General features: G+C 72.0%; 23 protein-coding genes. 10 read left to right on the top strand and 13 right to left on the bottom strand.

Going from position 1 to position 25,960, the window contains the following annotated elements; translation table 11 throughout:
* The first annotated feature begins 66 nt into the window (after window positions 1-66).
* From H4696_RS29205 to H4696_RS29180, 6 genes are all read left to right on the top strand, one after another.
* Entirely contained in the window at window positions 67-1,608 is a 1,542-nt protein-coding gene (locus tag H4696_RS29205) for an NAD(P)-binding domain-containing protein (protein ID WP_169734915.1), read from the top strand.
* On the top strand, window positions 1,608-2,678 hold the full coding sequence (locus H4696_RS29200; protein ID WP_086858264.1) for an alpha-hydroxy acid oxidase: 1,071 nt from the start codon (window positions 1,608-1,610) through the stop codon (window positions 2,676-2,678). Before H4696_RS29205 ends, H4696_RS29200 begins: the two co-directional genes overlap by 1 nt.
* Window positions 2,675-3,940: a cytochrome P450 family protein gene (locus H4696_RS29195; protein WP_086858263.1), complete on the top strand. Its 1,266-nt coding sequence runs from the start codon at window positions 2,675-2,677 to the stop codon at window positions 3,938-3,940. The genes H4696_RS29200 and H4696_RS29195 overlap by 4 nt, the downstream gene beginning before the upstream one ends.
* Window positions 3,937-5,217, top strand: coding sequence for a cation:proton antiporter (locus H4696_RS29190; RefSeq protein WP_086858262.1), 1,281 nt, complete (start codon window positions 3,937-3,939; stop codon window positions 5,215-5,217). The genes H4696_RS29195 and H4696_RS29190 overlap by 4 nt, the downstream gene beginning before the upstream one ends.
* A 64-nt stretch (window positions 5,218-5,281) precedes the next feature.
* Entirely contained in the window at window positions 5,282-5,929 is a 648-nt protein-coding gene (locus H4696_RS29185; protein ID WP_086858261.1) for a response regulator transcription factor, read from the top strand.
* Window positions 5,926-7,125: a sensor histidine kinase gene (locus H4696_RS29180; protein WP_086858260.1), complete on the top strand. Its 1,200-nt coding sequence runs from the start codon at window positions 5,926-5,928 to the stop codon at window positions 7,123-7,125. Before H4696_RS29185 ends, H4696_RS29180 begins: the two co-directional genes overlap by 4 nt.
* Here H4696_RS29180 and H4696_RS29175 read toward each other — a convergent pair whose 3' ends face one another.
* The 9 genes from H4696_RS29175 to H4696_RS29135 all read right to left on the bottom strand — a co-directional run bounded on the left by H4696_RS29175 (window position 7,126) and on the right by H4696_RS29135 (window position 15,943).
* Complete coding sequence (locus H4696_RS29175) at window positions 7,126-8,430, bottom strand: hypothetical protein (protein WP_249026925.1); 1,305 nt, start codon at window positions 8,428-8,430, stop codon at window positions 7,126-7,128.
* A 32-nt stretch (window positions 8,431-8,462) separates the two neighbouring features.
* The gene (hisS, locus tag H4696_RS29170) at window positions 8,463-9,752 is read right to left on the bottom strand and encodes a histidine--tRNA ligase (protein WP_086858259.1); all 1,290 of its coding nucleotides are present in this window, start codon (window positions 9,750-9,752) and stop codon (window positions 8,463-8,465) included.
* Window positions 9,753-9,778: 26 nt separating this feature from the next.
* The gene (locus tag H4696_RS29165; protein WP_086858258.1) at window positions 9,779-10,168 is read right to left on the bottom strand and encodes a hypothetical protein; all 390 of its coding nucleotides are present in this window, start codon (window positions 10,166-10,168) and stop codon (window positions 9,779-9,781) included.
* A 178-nt stretch (window positions 10,169-10,346) separates the two neighbouring features.
* Entirely contained in the window at window positions 10,347-11,516 is a 1,170-nt protein-coding gene (locus H4696_RS29160; RefSeq protein WP_086858257.1) for an amidohydrolase family protein, read from the bottom strand.
* 1 nt (window position 11,517) lies between these two features.
* Window positions 11,518-12,633, bottom strand: coding sequence for an MAB_1171c family putative transporter (locus H4696_RS29155; RefSeq protein ID WP_086858256.1), 1,116 nt, complete (start codon window positions 12,631-12,633; stop codon window positions 11,518-11,520).
* Window positions 12,630-13,151: a hypothetical protein gene (locus H4696_RS29150; RefSeq protein ID WP_086858255.1), complete on the bottom strand. Its 522-nt coding sequence runs from the start codon at window positions 13,149-13,151 to the stop codon at window positions 12,630-12,632. The genes H4696_RS29155 and H4696_RS29150 overlap by 4 nt, the downstream gene beginning before the upstream one ends.
* Window positions 13,148-13,552 (bottom strand): helix-turn-helix domain-containing protein, encoded by a 405-nt coding sequence (locus H4696_RS29145; RefSeq protein WP_086858254.1) that lies wholly within the window; start codon window positions 13,550-13,552, stop codon window positions 13,148-13,150. The genes H4696_RS29150 and H4696_RS29145 overlap by 4 nt, the downstream gene beginning before the upstream one ends.
* 304 nt (window positions 13,553-13,856) lie before the next feature.
* A complete protein-coding gene (locus H4696_RS29140; RefSeq protein WP_086858253.1) occupies window positions 13,857-14,309 on the bottom strand; it encodes a flavodoxin family protein in 453 nt (150 codons plus the stop codon).
* Window positions 14,309-15,943, bottom strand: coding sequence for a phospho-sugar mutase (locus tag H4696_RS29135; protein ID WP_086858252.1), 1,635 nt, complete (start codon window positions 15,941-15,943; stop codon window positions 14,309-14,311). Before H4696_RS29135 ends, H4696_RS29140 begins: the two co-directional genes overlap by 1 nt.
* Before the next feature lie 30 nt (window positions 15,944-15,973).
* On the opposite strand from H4696_RS29135, the gene H4696_RS29130 reads away from it, so the two are divergent.
* Entirely contained in the window at window positions 15,974-17,134 is a 1,161-nt protein-coding gene (locus H4696_RS29130; RefSeq protein WP_086858251.1) for a glycosyltransferase, read from the top strand.
* Window positions 17,135-17,193: 59 nt separating this feature from the next.
* On the opposite strand, the gene H4696_RS29125 is transcribed toward H4696_RS29130, so the two are convergent.
* From H4696_RS29125 to H4696_RS29115, 3 genes are read right to left on the bottom strand one after another with little or no spacing between them, the layout of a single operon-like run.
* Window positions 17,194-17,973: a purine-nucleoside phosphorylase gene (locus tag H4696_RS29125; RefSeq protein ID WP_086858250.1), complete on the bottom strand. Its 780-nt coding sequence runs from the start codon at window positions 17,971-17,973 to the stop codon at window positions 17,194-17,196.
* Window positions 17,970-18,389 (bottom strand): ABA4-like family protein, encoded by a 420-nt coding sequence (locus H4696_RS29120; RefSeq protein ID WP_086858291.1) that lies wholly within the window; start codon window positions 18,387-18,389, stop codon window positions 17,970-17,972. The genes H4696_RS29125 and H4696_RS29120 overlap by 4 nt, the downstream gene beginning before the upstream one ends.
* A complete protein-coding gene (locus tag H4696_RS29115) occupies window positions 18,386-19,327 on the bottom strand; it encodes a hypothetical protein (protein WP_086858249.1) in 942 nt (313 codons plus the stop codon). Before H4696_RS29115 ends, H4696_RS29120 begins: the two co-directional genes overlap by 4 nt.
* A gap of 108 nt (window positions 19,328-19,435) precedes the next feature.
* On the opposite strand from H4696_RS29115, the gene H4696_RS29110 reads away from it, so the two are divergent.
* Window positions 19,436-20,074 carry a MerR family transcriptional regulator gene (locus H4696_RS29110; protein WP_420831517.1) on the top strand — a complete coding sequence of 213 codons (639 nt, stop codon included), beginning with the start codon at window positions 19,436-19,438 and terminating at the stop codon, window positions 20,072-20,074.
* On the opposite strand, the gene H4696_RS29105 is transcribed toward H4696_RS29110, so the two are convergent.
* The gene (locus H4696_RS29105; protein ID WP_192783083.1) at window positions 20,071-21,810 is read right to left on the bottom strand and encodes a protein kinase domain-containing protein; all 1,740 of its coding nucleotides are present in this window, start codon (window positions 21,808-21,810) and stop codon (window positions 20,071-20,073) included. The two genes, H4696_RS29110 and H4696_RS29105, sit on opposite strands and share 4 nt — an antisense overlap.
* Before the next feature lie 139 nt (window positions 21,811-21,949).
* On the opposite strand from H4696_RS29105, the gene H4696_RS29100 reads away from it, so the two are divergent.
* Window positions 21,950-23,794 (top strand): methylmalonyl-CoA mutase family protein, encoded by a 1,845-nt coding sequence (locus H4696_RS29100; RefSeq protein WP_192782600.1) that lies wholly within the window; start codon window positions 21,950-21,952, stop codon window positions 23,792-23,794.
* Window positions 23,791-25,959 carry a methylmalonyl-CoA mutase gene (gene scpA / locus H4696_RS29095; protein WP_086865290.1) on the top strand — a complete coding sequence of 723 codons (2,169 nt, stop codon included), beginning with the start codon at window positions 23,791-23,793 and terminating at the stop codon, window positions 25,957-25,959. The genes H4696_RS29100 and scpA overlap by 4 nt, the downstream gene beginning before the upstream one ends.
* Window position 25,960 lies beyond the last annotated feature (1 nt).

The raw sequence follows: 25,960 nt of genomic DNA, 5'->3' as shown, positions 1-25,960 counted from the left end.
TTCTGAGATCTCCGGAGCAGGCTCGGCGCCGATCAAGTGGTCGGTGCCGAGCCTCAGGAGGTCGTCGTGGCGGAGGAAGTGCTCGATTATCTGGTGGTCGGGGCCGGGCCGGCCGGGTTGCAGCTGGGGCAGTTCCTCGGCCGCGCCGGGCACCGGTACCTGGTGCTGGAGGCCGGCTCCGCGCCCGGCCACTTCTTCGAGACCTTCCCGCGGCACCGGACCCTCATCTCCATCAACAAGAAGCACACCGGCTACACCGACCCGGAGCTCAACCTCCGGATGGACTGGAACTCGATCCTCGCCGACGGCGACGACGACCCGGTGCTGTTCACGAACTACAGCGAACTGCTCTTCCCGGACGCTCCGGACCTGCTGCGCTATCTCGCCGATTACGCGGCGAAGTACCGGGTGAACATCCGCTACGACACCCGGGTGACGCGCATCCACCGCGATCCGGAAAGCGCTCTCTTCGTTCTCACCGCGGGTGACGACGAGTTCCGCGCGAAGCGGCTGATCATGGCCACCGGCGTCACGAAGCCGTACATCCCGCGGTTCCCCGGCGTCGAGCTGATCGACCAGTACGTCGACGTCAGCGTCGACCCGGACGAGTTCACCGACCAGCGCGTCCTGGTGCTCGGCAAGGGGAACTCCGCGTTCGAGACCGCGGACAACCTCATCGAGAAGGCCGCTGTTGTGCACGTCGGCGGCCCGCGGCCGGTGAAACTGGCCTGGCGCACGCACTTCGTCGGCCACCTGCGTGCCTACAACGCGGGCATCCTCGACATGTACCAGCTGAAGCTGCAGCACGCGATCCTCGACGGCGACGTGCGCGAGGTCCGCAAGGACGCCGACGGCTACCACGTCAAGTTCGCCTTCGCCCGCGCCGACGAGGTGATCAAGGAGGTCCGCTACGACCGCGTGATCTGCTGCACCGGCTTCCGCTTCGACGCGGAACTCTTCGACGAGGACTGCCGCCCGGAGCTCACGATCAACGACCGCTTCCCGGCGCAGACGCCGAGCTGGGAGTCGGTGAACGTGCCGGACCTCTACTTCGCCGGCACGATCACGCAGGTCCGCGACTTCAAGAAGGCCACCAGCGCGTTCATCCACGGCTTCCGCTACGGCGCCCGCGCGCTGGCCAAGGTGCTGAACGAGCGCTACCACGGCACACCGTGGCCGAGCACCGAACTGCCCGCCAAACCGGACACGCTGACCGACGCCGTGATCACCCGGATCAACCGGACTTCCGCGCTGTACCAGCAGTTCGGCTTCCTCGGCGACGTCGTGGTCGTCGACGGCGACACCGCACGCTACCTCGAGGAGGTGCCGGTGGACCGCGTGCTGGCCGACCCGCCCGAGGACGCTTACGTCGTCACCCTCGACTACGGCCCCGACCACGACAAGATCGACCCGTTCGACTTCGTCGCGCGGGCCGCGCAGGACAAGGCGAACGACCACGGCGAGGGCCACTACCTGCACCCGATCGTCCGGCACTACCGCCGCGGCGAGCTGGTCGCCACCCACCACGTCACCGAGAACCTCGAGAACGAGTGGGACAAAGAGGTGCACGTCGAACCGCTGACCGCGTTCTTCTCGCGGGAGCTCTGATGCGCACGATCGCGGAGTTCGAGGCCGCGGCCCGCGAGCGCCTCGACCCGGCGCACTACGACTACTTCGCGGGCGGCGCGCAGGACGAGATCACCGTGCGGGAGAACGAAACCGCGTTCAAGAAGCTGCGGCTGCTGCCGCGGGTCCTGCGCGGCAGCGACAAGCGGGACCTGAGCATCGAGCTGCTCGGGACGTCGTCGTCGATGCCGATCCTGGTCGCGCCCACGGCGTTCCACCGGCTCGCGCACGCCGACGGCGAACTCGCCACGGCGCGGGCGGCGGCGCGGGCGGGCACGATCATGGTCGTCAGCATGGCCGCCACCACGGCGATCGAGGACGTCGCCGCGGCGGCCCGCGAGGTCGCGCCGGATCCGGGCCTGTGGTTCCAGCTCTACCTGCAACCGGATCTGGAGTTCACCGAAGCGATCGTGCGCCGGGCGGAAGCGGCCGGGGTGAAGGCGTTCGTCGTCACCGTCGACTCGCCGGTGCTCGGCCGCCGCGAACGCGACGACCGCAACGACTTCCACGACCTGCCGCCGGGGCTGGTCGTGGAGAACCTCCGGAACATCGGCGAGAACCGCAGCGGCGGCAACGCCAGCCATGTCCGCGAGATCGTCATGTCGGCCGGGCTGAACTGGGACCACATCGCGTGGCTGCGGGGCAAGACGAAGCTGCCGGTGCTGATCAAGGGCGTGCTGCACGCCGAGGACGCGCGGCTGGCCGTGCACCACGGCGTCGCCGGGATCGTCGTGTCCAACCACGGCGGCCGCCAGCTCGACACCGTGCCCGCCACCATCGACGTACTGCCCGACATCGCGACCGCTGTCGGCGGGGCGATCCCGGTGCTGGTGGACGGCGGGATCCGCCGCGGCACCGACGTCGTCAAGGCGCTGGCGCTGGGTGCGGACGCGGTCGCGGTCGGCCGCCCGATCGTCTGGGGCCTCGCCGCGGGCGGGCGCGAAGGCGTCACGGAGGTCCTGGAGCTGCTGCGGGAGGACTTCGACCAGGCGCTCGCCCTTTGCGGCGGCCGGCACCCGGCCGACCTGACCCCGGACCAGGTGCGGCGATGATCGGCAAGGTGCTGGCGGCGGGCGCCGCGCTGACCGCGCCCGTGTGGCTGCCCAGCCGGGTCGTGGCGCTGCGGATGAAGATCTTCGCGCTGGTCAACGGCCAGGAAGCGGTGACCATCCCCGGCGAGCGGGTCGGCGTCGAGGACTTCCGGCGCGTCTACGCCGACCCGGCGGCGAACGGCCGCAGCCGCGGGGCCGCGCTGTCCGACCTGTTCTGGTACTGGCTCGCGCCCGGCCCCGAGGTGCACCAGGAGCACCTGGAACCCGGGCCGCGCTACGACGAAGTCGCCAAGTGCACCCGGCACATCCTGATCCGGTCCAAAAAGGACTCCGAGGAGCTGGCCCGGCGGGTGGCCGCGCACGTCCTCGACGGCGTCGAGCCCGGGCTCGTCCGGCTGCGTGACGAGATGATGCCGATCTGGGCCGAGCTGTACTACGAGCTGGTCTTCGAGGAGCCGTGCCCGCCCGAGGCGCGGGACCTCATCGTGGCGCACGCCGACGACGTCGTCTCGGCGCTGAAGTGCGTGCGGCCGCGGAACATGCGCCGCCGGGCCCGGCTGACGAAGTACCTGCGGCGGCGCCTCGCCGACGTCCCGCACCCGCTGCCGGCGTCCCTGACCCCCGAGGAGCAGGCCTACTACCTGCAGGGCACGTTCTTCAACACGGCCGTCGTGCAGATGTCGGAGGCGATGGCGCACCTGCTGATGATCATCGCGAAGTCCCCGGACACCCAGCGGCGCCTCGCCGAGCACCCGGACGACGACGCCTACCTCGACCGAGTCATCGACGACGGCCTGCGCCGGTACCCGCTGTTCGGCATCGCGCACCGGATCTCGACCGCCGACATCGAGCTGGCGGACCTGACCATCCCGGCGGGCACGGTGCTGTGCTTCAGCTACCCGGAGTTCGCCGCCCAGTCCGAAAAGGACGCTTTCATCCCGTTCGGCGTCACGCAGAACCGCGCCTGCCCGGCCCGTGGGCTGGCCCCGCCGACGATGCGCGTGGTGACGCGCGAGGTGCTGCGCCGGTTCAGCCTCGCCTCCACGGCCGGGCACACGCGGTCGATCCCCAACCGCGGCCCGGCGCTGCTCACCCCGCACGGGGCCCGGCGAAAGCGCTTGCCGCTGCTGTGGCTCGCGGTGCGCGACCGCTGGGAAGACGTCTGGCGCAGCTTCGCCCAGCTCGTGTTCGGCACGTACATGGTCCTCGACGCCCGTCGCCAAGCCTTGTGCACCACCTACTTCGCCGGAGGTAACTCGTGAGCCCCACCGAAGCGGCACCGGCTTTCTTCCTCGCCGTCGCGGCGATCCTCGTCGTGTGCCGGCTGGTCTGCCTGGTCGCGGTGCGGCTGGGTCAGCCGCCGGTGGTCGGCGAGATGATCTCCGGCGTGCTGCTCGGCCCGTCACTGCTGGGGCTGGTCCTCCCCGACGTGCAGACGGCGCTGTTCCCGGACGGCATCCGCCCGCTGCTCTACGTCGGCGGGCAGATCGGCCTGGTCATCTACATGTTCGGCGCGGGGTACGAGTTCAGCCTCCGCAGCATCCGCGGCTCGGCGAAGTCGGTCGGCGTGATCTCGGCCGCGGGCACGGTGGTGCCGCTCGCGCTCGGTGTCGGCGTCGCCGTGTTCGGCACGAGCTGGGCCGGCATCGCCAAGGACGGCGTCTCGCTCGCGACGTCGGCGGCGTTCGTCGGGGTCGCGCTGGCCATCACCGCGTTCCCGATGCTCGCCCGGATCATCACCGAACGCGGTCTCGGCGGCACCCGGTTCGGCTCGCTCGCACTGGCCTGCGGCGCCCTCGACGACGTCCTGGCGTGGGTCCTGCTGGCCGTTGTGCTGGGCATGCACGGCGACTCGGCCGGGCCGGTCGCGCTGGCCGTGGGCGGCGGCCTGCTGTTCGCGTTGCTGCTGGTGCTCGTCGGACGCCGGGTGCTCGCGAAGGCGATGGGCAGCGAACGGGTCTCCGCCGACCAGAAGATGCTGATCACGGCGTTGACGCTGTTCGCGGCCGCCTGGTTCACCGACATCATCGGGCTGTACGCGGTGTTCGGCGCCTTCTGCGTCGGCATCGTGTTCCCCCGCGTGCCCGCCGCGGACGCCGTGCTCGCGAAGATCATGCCGATCGGGCGGATCGTGTTCCTCCCGCTGTTCTTCACCTATTCCGGCCTGAACACGCGGTTCGCGCTGCTCGCCGATCCGAAGCTGCTGCTGTTCGCGGTGCTCTGCGTGGTCGTCGCGATCGTCGGCAAGCTCGGAGCCTGCTGGGGAGCGGCGCGGCTGGTGGGGGAGCCGCAGCCGATCGCGTTGCGCGTCGGCACGCTGATCAACGCCCGCGGGCTGATGCAGCTGATCGCGCTCAACGTCGGGCTCGCCGCCGGCATCGTCTCGCCGGCGTTGTTCACGGTGCTGGTGCTCGTCGCACTCGTCACCACGATCATGACCGCGCCGGTGCTCGCGTGGCTCGACCGGCGCGATGCCCGCAAGGGGAGCAGTGAAGTGCTCCTGACGGCGGAACCGGTCCCGGTGACCGGGAAAAGTTGATAGTTCAAACTTAGAAAATCACTGCCAGTATGGACTCGTGCACGATGGGGCGACGAAACCGCGGGTGCTCGTGGTCGAGGACGACCGCGAGCTCGCGGGCATGCTCGCGGAGCTGCTCACCGACGAAGGCTACGAAACCGAGGCCGCGCACGACGGTCAGCGCGGCCTGCACCTCGGGCTCACCGGGCGGTACGACGTGATGATCATCGATCGCCGCCTCCCGGTGCTCGACGGCCTGGAGCTGGTGCGGCAGCTGCGGGCCAGGGCGGTGACCACGCGGGTCCTGGTGCTTTCGGCGCTCGGCGAGCTGGCCGACCGCGTCGGCGGGCTCGACGCCGGCTCCGACGACTACCTCGTCAAGCCGTTCGAGGCCGAGGAGCTGCTGGCCCGCTTGCGCGCGCTGGGACGGCGTGACCTCGAAGGCGCGGAGTGCCTCCCGCTCGGCACCGCGGCCCTCGACCTGCGGCGGCACGAGGTCGTGCTGCCGCGCGGCGAGCGGATCACGCTGTCCGGGCGGGAGTTCGAGCTGCTGCGGACGCTGGCGCAGCGGCCGAAGGCGATCCACCCGCGGGCGTCGCTGCGGGGAGCCGTCTTCGCCGACTCGACCGGGGAGTCCATTGTGGACACGTATGTGTACTACCTGCGGCGCAAGCTCGGCCGGGACGTCGTGCGGACCGTGCACGGCCTCGGCTACCAGATCGGCGCGGTGTGAGCCCCCGCGGCGACCCCGAGGACGGGGCCCTGCGGCGGGCGCGGTGGGCGATCACCGCGCAGATCTCCGTGGTGGTGTCGCTGCTCGTGGCGGTCGCGGGCGCGATCGCGTACGGGATCATGCTGTCCGGGCAGCACGCCGACGCCGATCGGGTGCTGGCCCGCACGATCCAGCTCGGCCCCACGGCGACCCCGCCGGGCTGCGTCTGGCTGTTCACGCCGGTGCTGCACGCGCCCGCGGGACCGCCGCCGGCCGGGATGCCGGTGGCTTCACTGGCCTCGACCGTGCCCGCGCCCGGCGACGTCCACACGGAACGGCGCCCGATCGGCGGCATGACGTACACGATCCGCGTCGAGAACCGCGGCGGTGTCGTGTCGCAGGCGTACTTCGAGGAGGTCTACCAGATCCAGGACCGCTCGTCGCTGGTGTTCGGCCTCGGCGTCGCGGAGGTGCTCGCGCTGCTCGCGGCGGTGCTGTGCGGCCGGGTGCTGGCCGGCCGGGCGATCCGTCCCCTGGCCGACGCCCTGCGGCGGCAGCGGACGTTCGTCGCGGACGCGTCCCACGAACTCCGGGCCCCGCTGACCCGCCTGCACACCCGCGCGCAGCTGCTGGCCCGGCGCGCGTCGGGCCGGGACGCGGAGGACCTCGGCCAGCTGGTCCGCGGCACCCGGGAGCTCGGCGAAGTCGTCGAAGACCTGCTGCTGTCGGCGCAGGCGGGCGACCGGCCGTCGCTGGAGCTGGTGGACCTGGGATCGCTCGCGGAGGAGGCGGTCGCGGCGGAGACGGTCCGCGCGGGACAGGGCCAGGTCCGCCTGGCGGTGACCCGCGAGCGGCGGCCGTACGTGGTCCAGGGCGTGCCGACGGCGTTGCGGCGGGTGCTGTCGGCGTTGCTGGACAACGCACTCGGCCACACCCCACCGGGCGGCTCGATCGAGGTGCGGCTGGGCGTCCCGGACGAACGGCACGTGGAGCTGCGCGTCCACGACACCGGCGTCGGCTTCCCGGCGGCCGACGCGGACCGCATCTTCGAGCGCTTCGCCCGCGGCTCCGACGGCGACGGCCGCCGCTTCGGGTTGGGACTGGCGTTGGTGCGCGAAGTGGTGACGGGCCACGGCGGCACCATCGCGGCGGTGGGCCGGCCGGGCGCGGGAGCGACGTTCACCTTGACGTTGCTCCGCGCCGACGCGGCCACGTGATCAGGGGCGGAACCGGGCGGAGCCGAGTATCGAGCGGATCCAGCGGGCCGTGGCCGGGTCGAGGCCGGTGCAGGCGGCCTCGATCTCGGTTCTGAGCCCGGCCGGCGGTCTGGTGTAGACACCGGCCAGGTGCTGGTGACACGACCGCAGGTCCTGCTCGGCGTCGGCGCCCAGGTCCGCGTCGGGCAGCAGCGTCAGGTTCGTGTGCAAGCGCAGCCAGGTGTCGCGGTCGCGGAGCAAGTTCGCGCCGGTCCGCCGGGTGTGGCGCGGGAGCCCCGGTGCCAGCAGCGCTCGCAGCGCGGGCACGCCGACGAGCGCGGGCTTGCCGCGCAGGAACGCCACCGCCTGGCGGGCGACCGCGGGCGACGGGTCGGTCAGCAACGGCCGCACCGCCGCCGATTCCGGCGCGATCCGGCGCAGGCCGCGGACCGCGAGCGCGCGGACCCGGGGCCGTTCGTCCGCGAGGTGTTGTTCGAGCCGCCACGCGTCTTCGGCGGTGCCGGTCTCGCCGAGCCCGGCGATCGCGCCGGGGGAGGCGGGCAGCGTCCGGTAGTGCGCGGCGGGGTCACCACCCGCCTTGAGGACGAGGGCCTGGGCCATCGAGCGGACCAGGGACGAGCGGTCCGCCAGGTGGGCTTCGACGGTGGCCTCGTCGACGAGCGTCAGCGCGCGCATGCGGATCTTCGGCGACCCGGCGGCGAGGAGTTCGCCGACGAACTCACCGCGGTCGAGCAGTGCGGTGCCGCACAGCGTCCGGACGACGAGGTCGTGGTCCCGCCGGGCGATGTCCAGCAGCCGCTCGCGGGGGAGCAGGTCGAGTGCTTCCGTATGCGCCCAGCGGCGGCTCGCGCGATCTTCCAGCGCCAGTGCGGTGTCGAGCACGCGGGGCAGGTTGTCGCGGAAGAGCGTGGGCATCCAGGCGTCGACCTGCCGCCGCCCCAGGACGGCGATGAGCGGCAGCATCGCGCGGAGGGCGGGTTCGTCCAGTTTGGACAGTGCGGCTTTCCGCGCCGCCTCCCGGACCGGCGCCACCCAGTCGACGCAGCGGATCAGCAGCAGCGGCAGCGCTTCCGGGTCGTCGCCGGCCGCCAGCCGCTCGACCGCGGCCTCCCGCACCCGCCCGTCGGCGTAGCAGGCGGCTTCCGCCAGCACCTCGCGCGGCGGCCGGCGGCCGAGGCCGGCCGTGCGGAAGGCGAGGTTCGGCCGCCACCAGCGCCGCACGGCGAGGTCGAAGTCCACCCACCGGCGGACGTCACCCCCGGCGAGCGACTCCAGTTCCTGGAACGAAAGCGGCGTATCGAACACCCCCTCAGCGTGACAGGGGTGTCGAGCGGGTTTCAGGCCAGCAGCGCCTGGACCGCCGCGGGGGCGTCCGCGATCGCGACCGGGTTCTGCTCGCGCGTGGCCAGGCTGCGGACCGTCACGTTGCCGGCTGCCCAGTCCTCCTGGCCGACGATCACGACCGCGGCCGCGCCCGCCTTGTCCGCGCGGGTCAGCTCCTTGCCGAGCTTGCGGTGCTCGATCGGCGTCGACGTCCGCAGGCCTGCCGCGCGCAGCGAGCGCGCGACCGTCCGAGCCTCGTCCGCGAGGTCCTCCGTCACCGGGATGACCATGACGTCGACCTCGCTGCGCGGCGCCGGGGTCAGGCCGTGGGTGGCGAGGAAGTCGATCAGCGTGACGTCGCCCATGCCGAAACCGATGCCCGGGATCTGCTGCGGCGTGAACATCGACGCGAGGTCGCTGTACCGCCCGCCGCCGAACAGCGCGCGCCGGTTCTCCGGCGAGGTGTCGAAGACCTCGAACACGGTCGACGTGTAGTACGCCAGCCCGCGCACGATCATCGGCTCGTACTTCACCAGGTCCTTGGCGCCGCTGTTGAGCACCTTCACGAGGTTCGACTGCTCCCGCACCTCGGCGGGCAGCTCGTCGAGCAGCGCCTCGCCCATGTCGAGCGTCTCGGCCAGCTTCTCGAACTGCTTGTCCGACAACCCGATCTCGCCGGCGCTCTCGGCGAGCTTTTCGCGCGGATACTTCTCCCACCGGTCGACCAGCGCGAACACCTGCGAGAGGTGGTCCTCGGACACCCCGGCGACGTCGGTGAGCGCCGACGTCAGCAGGTTCCGGTCGTTGACGCGCAGCACGAACATGTCCGGCGTCGCCCCGACCGCGGCCATCAGGTCGTGCACCAGCTCGAAGATCTCGATCTCGCAGTTGGCGCTGTCCGACCCGAAGATGTCGGCGTTGATCTGCCAGTGCTCCCGCACGCGGCCGCGCTGCGGCGCCTCGTACCGGTGGCAGTTCGGGTGGCTGTACCAGCGCACGGGGAAGGAGAGCGACTTGGCGCTCCCGGCGATCATCCGCGCCACCGACGGCGTCATCTCCGGCCGCAGCGCCAGCCGCCGCCCGCCCTTGTCGGTGAGGGTGTAGAGCTGCTTGTCCGCGATCTCCTGCCCGGACTTCCGCTCGTAGATCTCGGCCGACTCGAGGATCGGGCCGTCGTAGCGGAGGAAGCCGCGGCGCTCGAGGACGTCGTAGAGATGACCGAACACCTGGGTCCGCACGGACATTTCGGCGGGCAGGAAGTCCCGGGTCCCCTTGTAGGGCGCGGTCGGCAGGTATTCAGGCACGTCCTCAAGCTTAACGACCGGCTTCGTCAGGCGAAGGCGACCCCATAGGCGGTGAGCAGCACCGCGGCGGCGAGGAGGACCGCGCCGACGCTCGTGACCCGGCCGGGGAGCTTGCCGCGGTTGGGCAGGAGGTGGAGGAAGAAGCCGCCGGACTGGGCGAGGATGCCGAAGAGGAGCAGGAAGCACGTGATCCAGACCGTGGTGTCGGACAGTGTCGTGCGGCTCAGGATCTGCAGGGCGACCAGGGCGAGGATCAGGAGGACGCCGGCGTGGGCGTGGCCTGCGCGGAACATCGCTCGCTGGTGTTCGGTGAGTTTGCGGTCTCTCATGACGCCCATGAGGGCGTAGCCGCCGTACATGACGGTCGGGAGCGAGATCAGGGCGATCACCGTGAAGAGCTGGGTGGGTCCGTGCATCGGGGGACTCCTCGGGTTGGGGTGGCGCTGACTGTAACACTGTTTTAAAACGCTGTCACCAAACTGGGCATTCCCCGATCGGGGAGATGAGGTGGCGCGAACGGTCCGTTCGTGCCGTGCCGGGAGAACGACCGGTCATGCCGAGCGCAGAACGATCGGTCGCCCCACCCGCCCCGACCTACGCGGCGGCGCGCCCCCGAGCCAGCACCAGCAGCGGGTTGCGAAGCGCGGAGAGCGACGCCAGCGGATCCCCCTCGACCACGAGCACGTCCGCCTCCAGCCCCGCCTCAAGCCGCCCGGTCACCGCCGACAGCCCGAGCCCATCCGCGGAATCACAAGTCGCGATCTCCAGGATCCGCCGCCGCGAAAACCCCAGCCACTCGTACAACTCCAACGCCCCCACCGGATCGTCGAACACCGACCCCGGCAGCCCCGCGTCCGTCCCGGCCAGCAACCGGACCCCGTGCTCCTCCAGCCACGGCAACCGCCCGTACATCGCCTCCGCCGCGGTCTCGCCCAGCTTCTCGACGATCACCCGCCAGTTCCGGCTGCTCGTCGAGCACGCCGATATCCCGGCAAGAGCCATCTGCGCGGCCACCGAGTCACGCCGGTCGAACGTCCGCGGCCCGGTCAGGAAACTGCAGTGCTCCACCGTCGACACCCCGGCCGAAACCGCCGCAGCGATCGCGTCCGCGCCGTGTGCGTGGGCCGCCACCGGCAACCCGTGCGAAGCCGCGTGCGAGACCACCACCGAAAGCTCCCGCGCGGAGAACTGCGACTCCCACATGTCCGCGCCGCCCTCGGTGATCTGGCCGCCGCTCGCCATCACCTTGATCACGTCCGCGCCCGCCGCCGCGTTCTCGTCGATCAGCGCGCGGATCGCCGCATCCGACGAGACCGCGCCGCCGAAGAAGTGGCAATGGCCGTCCGGCACCGTGATCGGCGGGCCCGACACCAGCAGCCGCGGAGCCACCGAACCCGAGAACGACGACCTGACGGCCGCACCCAGGTGACCGCGGTCGCCGAGGTCCCGGACCGTGGTCACGCCGCTGCGCAGCATCGACGTCAGCCGCGAACGCGCGTCTTCCAGCGGATCCGAGGCAGAAGAAAAATGCGCCAGCATCTCCCGCGAAGCATCGAAAGCCAGGTGCACGTGGACGTTGAACAACCCGGCCAGCGCGGTCCCGGTCGGGAAGTCGTGCCGAGCCGCGTCCGGGGCCGCCTGCGCGACGACGTCCGCCCGCGCGCCCGCCGCCACGATCACGCCGTCGCGGATCAGGACGGCGCCGTCGAGCACCGGGGCCGACGGCCGGGGCAGGACCCGGCCTGCCGTGATCAGCGTGTCCACGTCACGACTCCAATGCGGCCGACAGCGCGAGCAGCGGCCGGACGTCGGATTCGATGTCGTCCGCGTGGGCGGGCAGGACCTGCTTGGCGCGGCCGTCGTTCTCCTCGCCCGCCGCGTGCCGCGCCAGCGCCGCCTTCAACGCGGCCGCCGCGGCGCCCGGGTCGGTCGCCACGGTCTCGCCGAAGTCCGCCGCCAGGTACGGCGACAGCTGGACCAGCCCGTCCCGGATCTCGATCACCCGCCGGTAGTGCACGCGGTGGATGCTGCGCGGCGAGAACCGGTCGCGCCGCGGCGGCGTGCGCAGGACGATGCTGGGGAACGTGTGGACCAGCGCCGTCCACAGTGGAGCGAGAGCCTGGTGCTCGCGCCGGTGCTGCCGCCGCCGGCGCAACGCCGAAAGCCGCGCCCGCACGCCCGGGTAGGTGACGCCGGCCAGGAACAGCATGCCGCCGATGATCACGAACGGCACGCCGAGCAGCAACAGGAGCTTCACCACCGGCCCGAACGCCCACGCCACCACGATGTACAGCGCGCGGAAGATGCTGCCCACGGCCGCGAGGCCCATGCCGATCGCGCTCAGCTTGAGCCCGATCCGCAGGTTCCGGTCGGCCACCCGCAGGTACCGCACGATCCACGCCGAGCACGCGATCAGGCCGTAGATCAGGTACAGCCCGGCGCCCAGGTAGAACAGCGCGACCCCGCTGTCGTGCACCGTCGAGGGCCCCAGCGGGAGGCCGCGCAGCTCGGGCGGCGTCACGGCCATCGCGACGATCATCAGCGCGATCGCCGCCACCAGCGGCGCCAGCTCGGCCGCCACCCGGCGGTACCGGCGGGGGCCCAGCGCGGAGCCGAGGAAGAAGATCACCAGCGCGCAGATGCCGCACGCCAGCAGCGCGTTGTTCGCCACCCGCGCCGCACCGCGGCCGAGGAGGGCGTCAACCTCGTCGGAAATCGCCGTCTGCTGCAGCAGGAACGCCGCGGCGAAGCCGGCCACGCACGCCGTCACGGCCCAGTTCGGCACCGTCGGCGCGCGCTGCACCTGGTAGATCCGCCACGCGAGCGCGGCGGCGAACAGCACCATAGCGATCAAGTTCACGGGGCTGAACAGTGTGCTCACAACCACCCTTGGTGATCGCCGAGCGCCCCCTGGATCCGGCGAAGATCCCGGTCCGCGGCGCGCCGGGGGATCGTGTAGTTCAGGACCGACGCCCATTCGAGGATGATCGTCGCGACCGTTTCGGCTTCCCACTCGTGCGCGTCATCGTAGGACGACCGGCGCAGCGCGCGGTGTACGGCATCCGGGTCAAGATCCGGAGCGGGGCCGCGCAGGAAGTCCGCCGGCTCGGCGTCGCCGTGCGGGTGGTGGTCGGCCAGCATGTGGCCGAGCTCGTGCAGGATGATGTGGTCCTGGTGCGATTTCGTCGTTTCGGCCTGGTAGAAGATGTAGTCCGCGGCCGACGTCGCGATCCAGCAGCCGAACGGGCCCGGCACTTCGAGCGGGTACGCCATCAGCCGGATCGGCTTGCCGCGCTGTTCGCCCAGCCGCGCGCACAGCACCTCGACGTCGAGCGGCGGGCCGATGTCGAGGTCTTTCAGCAGTTTCCGGCACCGGCGGCGCAGCTCGCGCTCCTTCATCGCGCGGTGTCCTCGGGATTCCGGCCTTCGCGCTCGGCCCGCTCGTAGCGTTCGACGAGGTCGAGGAGGTCCATCACCTGACGGCGGCCCTGCGGCGACAGCTCCTGCGCCCGCATCGCCATCAGCTGGGCCTCGCCCGCCGGGGGCGCGGCCGCCTCTTCGTCGAAGAAGTACGTGACCGGCACGCCGAACAGCCGCGCCAGCGCTTCGACGTAGTGGATCTTCGGGTTGACCCGCTTCCCGGTCGCCAGCTGCTGCAGGTAGGCGGGCGACATCGCCGGCCCGCCCGCACGCTCGACGGCCGCGGAGATCTCCCGGTAGCTGTGCGGCGCGCGGCCGTCCAGCCGGGCCGCGTCGATCAGGGCACTCAGCCGTTCCGCGAAGGTGCGTTCCCGTGCCATCCCCGCCCCCTAGGTTTCCGCCGTGAAAATTCTAGCCGGGAAACCACTGTACGCACACGTTGACAGCTATCGTATGCAGTGGTTTACAGTTGGCACGCCTCTCGCCTGGCGGTCCGTGCCCTGGGGGTGTACGGAACGGCCGGGCGAGGGGCTTGTCGCGCCTCCGGCTCGTCATGATCGGCGGTCTGTAGTACGCTGCACAGGCCAAGGTCGATCGCCCTCGGGAGGATCCCTTGGCCACGGCCTGTTGCCGGAGGTCGACCCCCAGGGCTTCCGGTGACAGGCCCTCTTATTTTCCGTTCCCTCAGCTCAGCAGGGTCGCGGCCAGCGTGCCGCCCAGTTCCGCGCACGCGTCCAGGGTCTTCTTGCCCGGCTCGCCCGTGCTAATCACCGGCGCCGCCGCCTGGGTCCACGCCAGGCCCGTGGTGATGGCCCGCAGCTGCCGTTCCGTCCCCGACGTGTCGCTGCCGCCGTGGATCCAGTACCCGAACGGGCGACCCCGCGTCGCGTCCAGGCAGGGGTAGTAGACGGTGTCGAAGAAGTGCTTCAGCGCGCCGCTCATGCTGCCGAGGTTCGCCGGCGTGCCCAGCAGGTAGCCGTCCGCCTCGAGGACGTCGGGGACGGTCGCCGCCAGTGCCGCGCGGCGGACGACCTCCACCCCTTCGATGTCCGGGTGCGTCGCCCCGGCGAGCACGGCCTCGAACAGCGCCTGCGTCGACGGCGACGGCGTGTGGTGCACGATCAGCAGCCGCGGCATCAGGCGAGCAGCTCCTCGACGTCGGCCCGCACCGCCGCCAGCCGCTCCTGCGCCGCCGCGCGCGCGTCCGCGAGCGAGCCGGTGACCGGGGCCACCACCTGCAGGTACGCCTTCAGCTTCGGCTCGGTCCCCGACGGTCGGATCACCACGCGCACGCCGTCGCCGGCCAGGCGCACGACGTCCGCGTCCGGCAGCAGGTCCTCGATACCGACCTCGGCACCGCCGAGCCGCGACGGCGGTGCCTTCCGCACCTTCGCCATCAGCTGCCCGCGGACGGCGAGGTCGGTGACGCGCAGGGAAACCTGGTCGGTCAGGTGGACGCCGTGGCGCTGCGCCAGCTCGTCGAGCACGTCCAGCGGCGTGCGGCCCTGCGCCTTGAGCTGCGCGGCGAGCCCGGCGGCCAGCGTCGCGGCGGCGATGCCGTCCTTGTCGCGCACGAAGCCCGGGTTCACGCACAGGCCGAGCGCCTCTTCGTAGGCGAACACCAGGCCTTCGCCGGCGCGCACCAGCCACTTGAACCCGGTCAGCGTCTCGGCGTAGCGGGCGCCTTCGGCCTTCGCGATCTCGCCGAGCATCGACGACGACACGATCGTCGTGGCCACCAGCGGGTCCGGCAGCTGGGTGCGGTCCACTGTGGACAGCACGTACGAGCCGAGCAGGACGCCGGTTTCGTCGCCGCGCAGCATCCGCCACGACCCGTCGCGCTCGCGCACGCCGAGGGCGCAGCGATCGGCGTCGGGGTCGAGCGCGATCGCCAGGTCGGCGTCCACATCGGACGCCAGCGCCAGCAGCAGGTCCGTCGCGCCCGGTTCCTCCGGGTTCGGGAAGGAAACCGTGGGGAAGTCCGGGTCCGGGGTGGACTGGGCGGTGACCAGGTGCAGGTCGGTGAACCCGGCCCGCTCGAACGCCGCGCGCAGCGTCTCGGCGCCGACGCCGTGCAACGCCGTCGCGGCCACCCGCACCGCGCGCCCCGCGCCGAGCGGCAGCGTCGCGACCTCGTCGAGGTAGCGGTCGACGACGTCGACGACCTCGGCACCGGCGGCCCGAGCCACGTTGACGGCGGCGGGCGCGGCCTGGATGGCGTGCTCGATCTCGCCGTCGGACGGCGGCACGATCTGGCCGCCGGTGGCGTCGTAGAGCTTGTACCCGTTGTCCGCCGGGGGGTTGTGCGACGCGGTGATCTGGATCCCGGCCACCGCGCCGAGCCGCCCGACGGCGAACGCGAGCACCGGCGTCGGCAGCGGACGGGGGAACACCTTGACGTCGAAGCCCGCCGCGGTGAGCACCTCGGCGGCCGCGGTCGCGAACGCCTCCGAGCCGTGGCGCGCGTCACGGCCGACGACGACCAGCGCGCCCGCGTGCCCCTGCGCCTTCAGCCATTCGGCCACCCCGGCCGTCGTGCGGGTGACGACGGCGACGTTCATCCCGTTCGGCCCGGCGCGCACCGGCCCGCGCAGGCCGGCGGTGCCGAACTCGAGCGGTCCGGCCATCCGGTCGGCCAGCTCGGCGGCGGCACCGGTGTCACCGCCCATCGCCTTCGCGAGGACGCCCTGCAACTCGGCGCGCGAGCCGTCGTCCGGGTCGTCGGCAATCCAGCGGAAGGCGGCGTCACGCAGGGTGGAATTCACTGTCACCGCGCCAGCCTACGGGCTAGGGTCGGGTGAGTGCGCTTGCTCTTCACCTCACTGGGGTCCTTCGGTCACACGTTCCCGCTGGTGCCGCTGGCGGTCGCCGCGCGCGACGCGGGCCACGACGTCGTCTTCGCCACCTCGGAAGACTTCCTGCCACAGCTGACGAAAGCCGGGCTCGAGACGGCCGCCGCCGGGCTCGCCATCAAGGACGCGTTCGCGCAGGCCTTCGCCGAGTCCGGGCCGCCCGGCCCGCGGCGGCCGCCCGGCGAGATCCCGCCCGAGGTGCTCGGGCCGATCGTGGCGAAGGTGTTCGGCGAGGTCATGCCGAAGCGGTTCGTCGCCGACCTGCTGCCGTTGTTCGGGCACGTCCGGCCGGACCTGGTGGTGAGCGAAGCCGGCAACTCCGGCGGCGCGTTCGCCGCGCTGAAGGCCGGGATCCCGGTGGTGGCGCACGGGTTCGGCCGAGTGTCGAGCGAAGACCCGATGGTGACGCGGATCCGCGACGCCATCCGCGCGCACGGCGCGACGCTCGGGATCGAGGTCGGCGAGGACCTGGCGTTCAGCGGGCCGTTCGTCGACATCTGCCCGGAGTCCGTGCAGGAGCCCGGTTTCCTGGCGCGGGCGCACCGCGTGCCGCTGCGGCCGGTCGGCTGGAGCGAGCCGGGTGACCTGCCCGCGGGCGTGCTGGACAAGCGGCGGCCGCTGGTCTACCTGACCCTCGGCACGGCGATGGGCCACGCGGGCGTGCTGGGCGCGGCGATCGCCGGTCTGTCCGGTTTGGACGTCGACGTCCTGGTCGCCACCGGCCCGACGGTCGACCCGGCCGTGCTCGGCGAAGTCCCGGACAACGTCCGGCTCGAGGCCTGGGTGCCGCAGTCGGAGCTGCTCCCGCACGTCGACCTGGTGGTCCACCACGGCGGCAGCGGCACGACGCTCGGCGCGTTCGGCGCGGGTCTCCCGCAGCTGCTGCTGCCGCAGGGCGCGGACCAGTTCAGCAACGCGGACGCGGTCCTCGCGGCCGGCGTCGGCGACCGCCTGCTCGGCCCCGACGTCACCGCCGAAGCCGTGGCCGCGAAGGCCCGTCACCTGCTCACGGACTCCGCCGTCGCCGACGCGACCCGCGCCCTGGCCACCGAAGTCGCGGCCATGCCCTCCCCAGCCGACGTCGCCGCCCAGCTCCCCACTTTCGTCTAAAGCCGTGAAGGCCTCCTTACCGGCTTTTATGACCGGGAAGGAGGCCTTCACGGATTTCGTCAAGCGCGGGTGATGAGGTCCCGCAGCAGGGAGCCCATCTTCGTGGCCGCGGCGCGGCCCGCTTCGAGGACTTCCTGGTGGTTGAGCGGTTCGCCGGTCATGCCGGCCGCGAGGTTCGTCACCAAGGAGAGGCCGAAGACCTCGACGCCGGCCGCGCGGGCGGCGATGGCTTCCAGCACCGTCGACATGCCGACCAGGTCCGCGCCCAGCGTGCGCAGCATCCGGATCTCCGCCGGCGTCTCGAAGTGCGGCCCGGTCAGGCCCGCGTAGACGCCTTCTTCGAGCGCCGGGTCGATCTCCCGCGCGATCTTTCGCAGCCGCGCCGAGTACAGGTCCGTCAGGTCGACGAAGTTCGCGCCGACGATCGGCGAGCGCGCGGTCAGGTTCAGGTGGTCGGCGATCAGCACCGGCTGCCCCACCTGGAAGCCCTCGCGCAGGCCGCCCGCCGCGTTCGTCAGCAGCACCGTCCGGACGCCGGCCGCCGCGGCGGTGCGCACGTTGTGCACCACCGGGTCGATGCCCTTGCCCTCGTAGAAGTGCGTCCGCCCCAGCATGACCAGGACGTTCTTGCCGCCGATCTTCAGCGAGCGGATGGTGCCGCCGTGGCCCACCGCGCCGGGCGTGGTGAAGCCGGGCAGTTCGGCGAACGGGATCTCCGTCTCGCACTCCCCGATGACGTCCGCCGCCGGGCGCCAGCCCGACCCCAGGACCACCGCGATGTCGTGCGCGTCCACACCGGTGCGCTTGGCGATGGCGCTCGCGGCTTCGTGTTCACTCATGCCCGCGAGCGTATCCGGACGCTCCGGACCACCAGGAACGCCACCAGCCCGAACGGCGACAGGAAGATCGTCACCACCAGGATCGGGCTGACGAGCCACGGCGAGATGTCCCGCGACCGCGCCTCGAAGTACATCCACCGCGCGATGAACAGGTCGAACGCGATCAGGTGCGCCCAGACCAGCCCGGCGCCCCACGGCGTCGCCAACAGCGTCTGGAGCACGCCGAGGTCGGGCCGGAGCATCGCCCGGCCCCACTCGCCGAAGTGCGGCAGTTCGAGCGCGAAGTAGCAGGCCAGCGGCAGCAGCGGCACCCACGGCGACGCCATGATCCGGGCCGTCCACCGCCACTTCGGCGCCAGGATCAGCAGCGCCCAGAACGGCGCCGCCAGCGGGAACGCCAGGTCGAAGGGGATCATCGGGCACGCACCGCCGCCCACGAGCCCAGCCCGGCCGCCCCGACCAGCGCCGCGGCCGCGGCCAACGTCGTCGCGTCCGGGTGCACGATCGACTGCGCCCGCAGCGCCTGCCACGTCACCAGCGCGATCAGCCCCGCGTACGCGGCGGCCCCGATCAGGACGAGCCGCGCGCGGACGACGTCGTCGCGCAGCCGCGGGAAGCGGGCGGCCAGCGCCAGGAGCCCGATGGCCAGCAGCGGCAGCGCCTGCAGCGCGTGCATCCCGACGAAGTGCGGGATCCGCAGGTCGCCGCCCACCGTGCTCCAGCCGAGGACGGGCAGGCCGGGCCCGCCGTCGTCGAGCCCGACGGTGTGCGCGCCGACCATGTCCGGGTGTCCGCCGGTCCGCCACTGCGCGAGCTGCCGCGCGGTCGGGTTCGTCATCAGGATGCCCAGCGAAATGCCGACCAGCGACAGCAGAGCGCCGGCGCGCACGGCCCAGAAGCTCGCCCGGTCTTCGAGCTTCGTGAACATCACGAGCACGGTCAGCACCAGCGTGGCGGCCTGCAGCCCGATGATCATCTTGCCCATGACGTTGTAGATCAGCTCGTCCTGCGGGGTCGCGATGTTGAAGTGGCTCGCGCGGCCGCGCGCGGCCTGGAACGTGAGCAGGACGTACTCGGCGGCGAAGATCAGCACCAGGAAGTTCGTCAGCCACCCCGCCGTGCGCCGGAACCGCGGCAGCAGCGAGACGAGCCAGCTCCAGGTGGCGAAGTAGAGCGCGCCGGACACGGCGAACTTGAACGGCTTGGCCCAGATCGGCGCCCCGGCGAGAGTTCGCTGGTCGACGAGCATCGCGGCGACGCACAGCACGGCGATGGCCCCGAGCACGGCGGCGAAGACCGCGGCCGGCCGGTGCCACCCGCGCGTTCTGCTCCGGACGTCGGCGAGGATGGTCATGGTTCCCTCCCAGAATGGATAGTCAAGCTCTCCGTTATGGGAAGTTAAACTCTCCATGCTGAGAAGTCTTCAGGGTTGCCCCGGAGGCCGACCCTGGGATCGGAGCGGATGCGCATGCGGATGGCCGAACTGAGCGCCGAGTCGGGGGTGCCGGTCGCGACCGTCAAGTACTACCTGCGCGAAGGCCTGCTCCCGGCGGGGGAGCGCACCAGCCCGAACCAGGCCCGCTACTCCCCGGCGCACGTCCAGCGCCTGCGGCTGATCAAGGCGCTCACCGACGTCGGCGGCCTCCCGCTGGCCTCGGTCGGCGCGGTGCTGAGCGCGATCGACGAAGACCGGACCCCGCACGAGACGATGGGCGTCGTCCAGGAGGAGCTGGCCGGCGAGCCGCCGAAGGTGTCGGAGGAGGCCGCGGCGTGGGCGTCGGAGCGGCTCCAGGAACTCGCCCGCCGCCACGGCTGGAAGTGGCACGGCGCCGAGGACCGCACGGTCGCCAACCTGATCGCGGCGCTGGCCACGGCGAAGGAACTCGGGCACGGGAAGCTCGCCGACCGCCTCGACGAGTACTTCGAGCTGGCACTGCGTGTGGCGGAGCTGGACGTCGAGGTGGTGACCGGGCTGACGTCGTTCGACAAGATCATCGAGGCCGGGTTGATCGCGACCGTCCTGGGCGACCGGATCTTCACCGGGCTGCGCCACCTCGCGCAGGAGTCGGTTTCCCGGGAGGTGCTGGGCCGGGCGCCTTAGTCCGAAACGCTCAACGTGGGCGAGACGCGGTCGAAAACATCCCGCCGCGTCGCGTCCTCCTGCTCGACCGGGGCCGTCACCGACAGCACCCACAGGCTGTCGCCCGCCTGGACCAGGTCCATGAACGTCACCCGCGTGACGCGGCCGTCGTCGGAGTTGCCCGGGAGCAGGCCGCTCTCCAGCGTGCGGTAGGTGAACGCGGTGCCCTTGCCGCCCGGGCCCGGAGACGGGCCGAACAGCTCGAACCCGTCGCCGGAGTACGTCTGCTTCAGCCAGTTGACGTACTCGGCGTCGTCCGGGAACTTGCCGTAGTAGTTCGCCAGCCGTTCGACGCGGATCGAGCGGCGGCCGTCCGGTGAGACGTACTGGACGGCGGTGCTCGCCCCGAACTTCGTCGTGTTGTGGGGCGCGACGAACTTCTGCCAGCCCTGCGGGACGTCGAGGCCGAACTGGCCGCCCTCGCCGGTCGCGTAGCTCGCGTCGCCGGACTGGCGGACCAGCGACGGCGGCGGGACGTCGGTGAGCCCGTTCGATGTGCCGCGCGGCTCGGCCGCCGGTGGCAGCAGCGACTGGCCGCCGACCGCCCTGGCCAGCGCGAACCCGCCGCCCGCGGCGATGAGGAAGAGCAGGATCGCCAGCGCGATGAGCACGGCGGTGGCCCGTGCCCCGCGGCGGGCGGGCCGGGGCGGGGCGACGAACACCGTCGGCGCCGGGCCCGCGTTCGGGGCGGCCGGGGTGGGCGGGCGCAGGAACGGCAGCGGGCCCGGGTCGGTGGCGAGCTCGCTGCTCGACCCCTCGGCCCTCTTCTCGGCCTTGTCCTTGTCCTTCTCGGGCAGGACGGTCTTGATCACCTGCGTGTCCGTCGCGTCCGGCTGCGCGGACGTCTTCTTGCCGTCCGGGGTGCGGAACAGCTCAGGCCCGAACAGGTCGAGCGGCGTCTTCGACTGCAGCGGGTAGAGCCGGTGCCGGACCTCGCGCAGGGTGATCCGGTCGCCGGGCTCCTTCTTCATCAGCGCGGAGATGACCTCGGCGAGCGGGCCGGCCTTCGGCTTGGGGACCTTGCCGTTGACGACCTTGCCGACGGTCTCCAGCGGGTCGCCGTCGGCGTCGTACGGCGGCGCGCCCTCGACCGCGGCGAACAGGGTGGCGCCGAGGCCCCAGAGGTCGGCGGCCGGGACGACCGCGCCGCCGGAAGCGACCTCCGGCGCGATGTAGGCGGGGGAGCCGAGCATGATCCCGGTGCGGGTCATGGTCGCCTCGGAGACGTTGCGGGCGATGCCGAAGTCGGTCAGCTTGATCCGGCCGTCGCTGGCGACCAGGACGTTGCCCGGCTTGACGTCGCGGTGCGTGATCCCGGCGGCGTGCGCGGCCTCCAGCGCGGACGCCACGGCGATGCCGACCGCGGCGGCCTGCCCGACGGTCAGCGGCCCGTGGTCGCGCAGGATGTGCGCCAGGCTGCGCGAGGGCAGCAGCTCCATGACCACGAACGGCTGGTCGTCCTCGCGGGCGACGTCGTGCAGGATGATCACGTTCGGGTGGGACAGGACGGCGATCGCGCGGGCCTCGCGCAGCGTCCGCTCCCGCAGCTCGTCCGCCTGCGACGCCGGGATGCCCGGCGGCACCTTCATCTCCTTGACGGCCACCTGGCGGTGCAGGAACTCGTCGTAGGCCGACCAGACCGTGCCCATCGACCCGGAGCCGAGCACCGAACGCAGCCGGTAGCGACCGGCGACCACTCGTGTCTCTTCGCTGGAGGGGGGCACGCACCCAATTGTGTCGTACCCGCGCCACCGGCCCCTAACCTGCCCGGGCCGTCCCCCTAGCGCGACCAGACTCACAGGGCGAGCGCGGCGAGTGCCTCTACCATCACTGGGTATGACTGAAGTGGCCGGTCCGGAGTCAGTGCCGATCTCCGAACTCGACCTGGCGGCCGAGTTCCCCCAGGCGACGCGCGAGCAGTGGCAGGAGCTCGTCGCGGGTGTCCTGCGCAAGAGCGGCAAGCTCCCCGAAAACCCCGCAGACTTCACGGGTGCCCCGGAGAGCAAGCTCGTCACGCGGACCTACGACGGGATCGAGATCCAGCCGCTGTACACCGCGGACGACGTCCCCGGCGAAACCGGCTTCCCGGGCCTGCCGCCCTACGTGCGCGGCGCGCGGCCGGAAGGCCAGGTCAGCACCGGCTGGGACGTCCGGGCCCGGTTCGCCGGCGACGACGGCCGCGCGGTCAACAAGGCCATTCTCGCCGACCTCGAAGGCGGCGTGACGTCGATCTGGCTGACCGTGCCGCCCGCGGCGCTGGCCGACGCGCTCAACGAGGTCTACCTCGACCTCGCCCCGGTCGTCCTCGACGCCGGTGCCGACTTCGAAGCCGCCGCGGACGCGCTGTTCGAGCTGTTCGACGAGCGCGAGATCCCAGCCAGCGAGGCCACCGCCGTGCTGGGCGCCGACCCGATCGGGCTGGCCGCCCGGTCCGGCGCGGCCGCCGACCTCGGACCGGCCGCCGCGCTCGCCGCGCGTGTCGCCGCGAAGTACCCGAAGGTGCGCACGATCGTCGCCGACGGCCTGCCGTTCCACGAAGCGGGCGGGTCGGACGCCCAGGAGCTGGGCGCGCTGGTCGCCGCCGGCGTCTCCTACCTGCGCGCGCTCACCGACGCGGGCCTCGACGCCGAAGCCGCGGCCGCCCAGCTCGAGTTCCGGATCGCCGCCACCGCCGACCAGTTCTCCACCATCGCGAAGCTGCGCGCGGCCCGCCGCCTGTGGGCGCGCGTCGCCGAGGTCTGCGGCTTCTCCTCGCCGATGCGCCAGCACGCCGTGACGTCGCCGGCCATGCTGACCAGGCGCGACCCGTGGGTGAACATGCTGCGCACGACCGTCGCCTGCTTCGGGGCCGGCGTCGGCGGCGCGGACGCGGTCACGGTGCTGCCGTTCGACGCCGCGATCGGCAAGCCCGACGCGTTCTCCGCGCGGATCGCCCGCAACACCCACGCCGTGCTGCTGGAGGAGTCCAAGCTGGCCGGCGTGGTCGACCCGGCGGGCGGCTCCTGGTACGTCGAGAAGCTGACCGACGACCTCGCGCACGCGGCCTGGGCCGAGTTCACCGCCATCGAAGGCGCGGGCGGCCTGGTCACCGAACTCGAGTCCGGTGCGCTGGCCGGGCGGCTGGCCGAGACGTGGGAGAAGCGGTCGAAGCGGATCGCCACCCGCCGCGACCCGCTCACCGGCGTCAGCGAGTTCCCGAACCTGGCCGAGAAGCCGGTGACCCGGGAACCCCTGGCCACCGCGGAAGAAGGCGGGCTGCCGCGGCACCGGTACGCCGAAGGCTTCGAAGCCCTGCGGGACGCTTCGGACGCGTACCTCGCTTCGCACGGCGAGCGGCCCAAGGTCTTCCTCGCCACCCTCGGCCCGGTCGCCGCGCACACCGCGCGGGCCGGGTTCGCCGCCAACCTGTTCCAGGCCGGCGGGATCGAAGCCGTCAACCCGGGCGCGACCGACGACCTGCCCGGCGCGTTCCGCGCGTCCGGCGCGAAGATCGCCTGCCTCTGCGGCACCGACGACGCCTACGCGGCGCAGGCGGCCGACGTCGCCAAGTCGCTCGGCGCCGACCACGTCCTACTGGCGGGCAAGGGCTCCTTCGACGGCGTGGACGGCAACGTCTTCGCCGGCTGCGACGCCCTCGACGTCCTCAACGGCCTGCACGCCAAGCTGGGAGTCACCCGATGAGCATCCCGAACTTCGCCGGTCTCGACCTCGGCACGCCGTCGCCGGGCGACCGCGACGCCTGGGCCAAGGCAGTGCAGGACGCCACCGGCAAGGGCCCGGACGCCCTGGCCTGGGAGACGCCGGAGGGCATCGGCGTCAAGCCGGTCTACACCGCCGACGACCTGTCCGATGTGGACTTCCTGGGCACGTACCCCGGCATCGCGCCGTTCCTGCGCGGGCCGTACCCGACGATGTACGTCAACCAGCCCTGGACCATCCGCCAGTACGCCGGGTTCTCCACCGCCGAGGAGTCCAACGCCTTCTACCGGCGCAACCTCGCCGCCGGCCAGAAGGGCCTGTCGGTCGCCTTCGACCTGGCCACCCACCGCGGCTACGACTCCGACCACCCGCGCGTCTCGGGCGACGTCGGCATGGCGGGCGTGGCGATCGACTCGATCTACGACATGCGCCAGCTCTTCGACGGGATCCCGCTCGACAAGATGTCGGTGTCCATGACGATGAACGGCGCGGTGCTGCCGGTGCTGGCGCTCTACGTCGTCGCGGCCGAGGAGCAGGGGGTGAAGCCGGAGCAGCTCGCGGGGACCATCCAGAACGACATCCTCAAGGAGTTCATGGTCCGCAACACCTACATCTACCCGCCGCAGCCGTCGATGCGGATCATCTCCGACATCTTCTCCTTCACTTCGCAGCACATGCCGAAGTACAACTCGATCTCCATCTCCGGCTACCACATGCAGGAAGCCGGGGCGACCGCCGACCTGGAGCTGGCCTACACCCTCGCCGACGGCGTCGAGTACATCCGCTCCGGCGTCGCCGCCGGGCTCAGCGTCGACAAGTTCGCGCCGCGCCTGTCGTTCTTCTGGGCGATCGGCATGAACTTCTTCATGGAGGTCGCGAAGCTGCGCGCCGCGCGGCTGCTGTGGGCGAAGCTGGTGAAGGGCTTCGACCCGAAGTCGCAGAAGTCGCTCTCGCTGCGCACGCACTCCCAGACGTCGGGCTGGTCGCTGACCGCGCAGGACGTCTACAACAACGTCGTCCGCACGTGCGTCGAGGCGATGGCCGCGACCCAGGGGCACACGCAGTCGCTGCACACCAACGCCCTCGACGAGGCCCTCGCGCTGCCGACGGACTTCTCTGCGCGGATCGCCCGCAACACGCAGCTGCTGCTGCAGCAGGAATCCGGCACCACGCGCGTGATCGACCCGTGGGGCGGGTCCGCGTTCGTCGAGAAGCTGACCTACGACCTCGCGCGCAAGGCGTGGGGCCACATCAGCGAGGTCGAGCAGGCCGGCGGCATGGCCAAGGCGATCGACGCGGGCATCCCCAAGCTGCGCATCGAAGAAGCCGCCGCGCGCACGCAGGCCCGGATCGACTCCGGTCGCCAGCCCGTCATCGGCGTGAACAAGTACCAGGTCACCGGCGATGAGGACATCGAAGTCCTCAAGGTCGACAACGCCGGCGTCCGCACGCAGCAGCTGGAGAAGCTGCGGCGGCTGCGCGAAGAGCGCGACTCTTCGGCCACCGAAGACGCGTTGCGGCGCCTCACCGAGGGCGCCGGCAACGGCGGCAACCTGCTGGAGCTGGCGATCGGCGCCGCCCGCGCGAAGGCCACCGTCGGCGAGATCTCCGACGCGCTCGAGAAGCTCTGGGGCCGCCACTCCGGGCAGATCCGGACGATTTCGGGCGTCTACCGCGAAGAGGTGGGTAAGTCGCAGAACGTCGAGCAGGCCCGTGAGCTGGTCGAGAAGTTCGCCGAGGAGGAGGGCCGCCGTCCCCGCATCCTCGTCGCGAAGATGGGCCAGGACGGCCACGACCGCGGCCAGAAGGTGATCGCCACCGGCTTCGCCGACATCGGCTTCGACGTCGACGTCGGCCCGCTGTTCTCCACCCCGGCCGAGGTCGCCCGCCAGGCGATCGAGGCGGACGTGCACGTCGTCGGCGTCTCGTCGCTGGCCGCCGGGCACCTTTCGCTGGTGCCGGCGCTGCGCCACGAGCTCGCCGAGCTGGGCCGCGAAGACATCATGGTGGTCGTGGGCGGCGTCATCCCGCCGCAGGACTACCCGGCGCTGCGCGAAGCCGGCGCGGCGGCGATCTTCGGCCCGGGCACGGTGCTCGCGGACGCGGCCATCGACCTGCTCGGCCAGCTGTCGGCGCAGGAGTCCTGAC

Source organism: Amycolatopsis lexingtonensis (assembly GCF_014873755.1).
Classification (GTDB): Bacteria; Actinomycetota; Actinomycetes; order Mycobacteriales; family Pseudonocardiaceae; genus Amycolatopsis; species Amycolatopsis lexingtonensis.
This window is presented reverse-complemented; position numbering and strand designations above follow the sequence as displayed.

Excerpts from the sequence above, each read along its gene's own strand:
- scpA (WP_086865290.1), top strand. The coding sequence starts at position 23,791 with ATGAGCATCCCGAACTTCGCCGGTCTCGACCTCGGCACGCCGTCGCCG.
- H4696_RS29140 (WP_086858253.1), bottom strand. The coding sequence starts at position 14,309 with ATGCCGCGGCTGCTGATCGTGCACCACACGCCGTCGCCGTCGACGCAG.
- H4696_RS29145 (WP_086858254.1), bottom strand. The coding sequence starts at position 13,552 with ATGGCACGGGAACGCACCTTCGCGGAACGGCTGAGTGCCCTGATCGAC.
- H4696_RS29120 (WP_086858291.1), bottom strand. The coding sequence starts at position 18,389 with ATGATCCCCTTCGACCTGGCGTTCCCGCTGGCGGCGCCGTTCTGGGCG.
- H4696_RS29165 (WP_086858258.1), bottom strand. The coding sequence starts at position 10,168 with ATGCACGGACCCACCCAGCTCTTCACGGTGATCGCCCTGATCTCGCTC.
- H4696_RS29125 (WP_086858250.1), bottom strand. The coding sequence starts at position 17,973 with ATGAGTGAACACGAAGCCGCGAGCGCCATCGCCAAGCGCACCGGTGTG.
- H4696_RS29100 (WP_192782600.1), top strand. The coding sequence starts at position 21,950 with ATGACTGAAGTGGCCGGTCCGGAGTCAGTGCCGATCTCCGAACTCGAC.
- H4696_RS29115 (WP_086858249.1), bottom strand. The coding sequence starts at position 19,327 with ATGACCATCCTCGCCGACGTCCGGAGCAGAACGCGCGGGTGGCACCGG.
- H4696_RS29110 (WP_420831517.1), top strand. The coding sequence starts at position 19,436 with ATGCGCATGCGGATGGCCGAACTGAGCGCCGAGTCGGGGGTGCCGGTC.
- H4696_RS29195 (WP_086858263.1), top strand. The coding sequence starts at position 2,675 with ATGATCGGCAAGGTGCTGGCGGCGGGCGCCGCGCTGACCGCGCCCGTG.
- H4696_RS29200 (WP_086858264.1), top strand. The coding sequence starts at position 1,608 with ATGCGCACGATCGCGGAGTTCGAGGCCGCGGCCCGCGAGCGCCTCGAC.
- H4696_RS29150 (WP_086858255.1), bottom strand. The coding sequence starts at position 13,151 with ATGAAGGAGCGCGAGCTGCGCCGCCGGTGCCGGAAACTGCTGAAAGAC.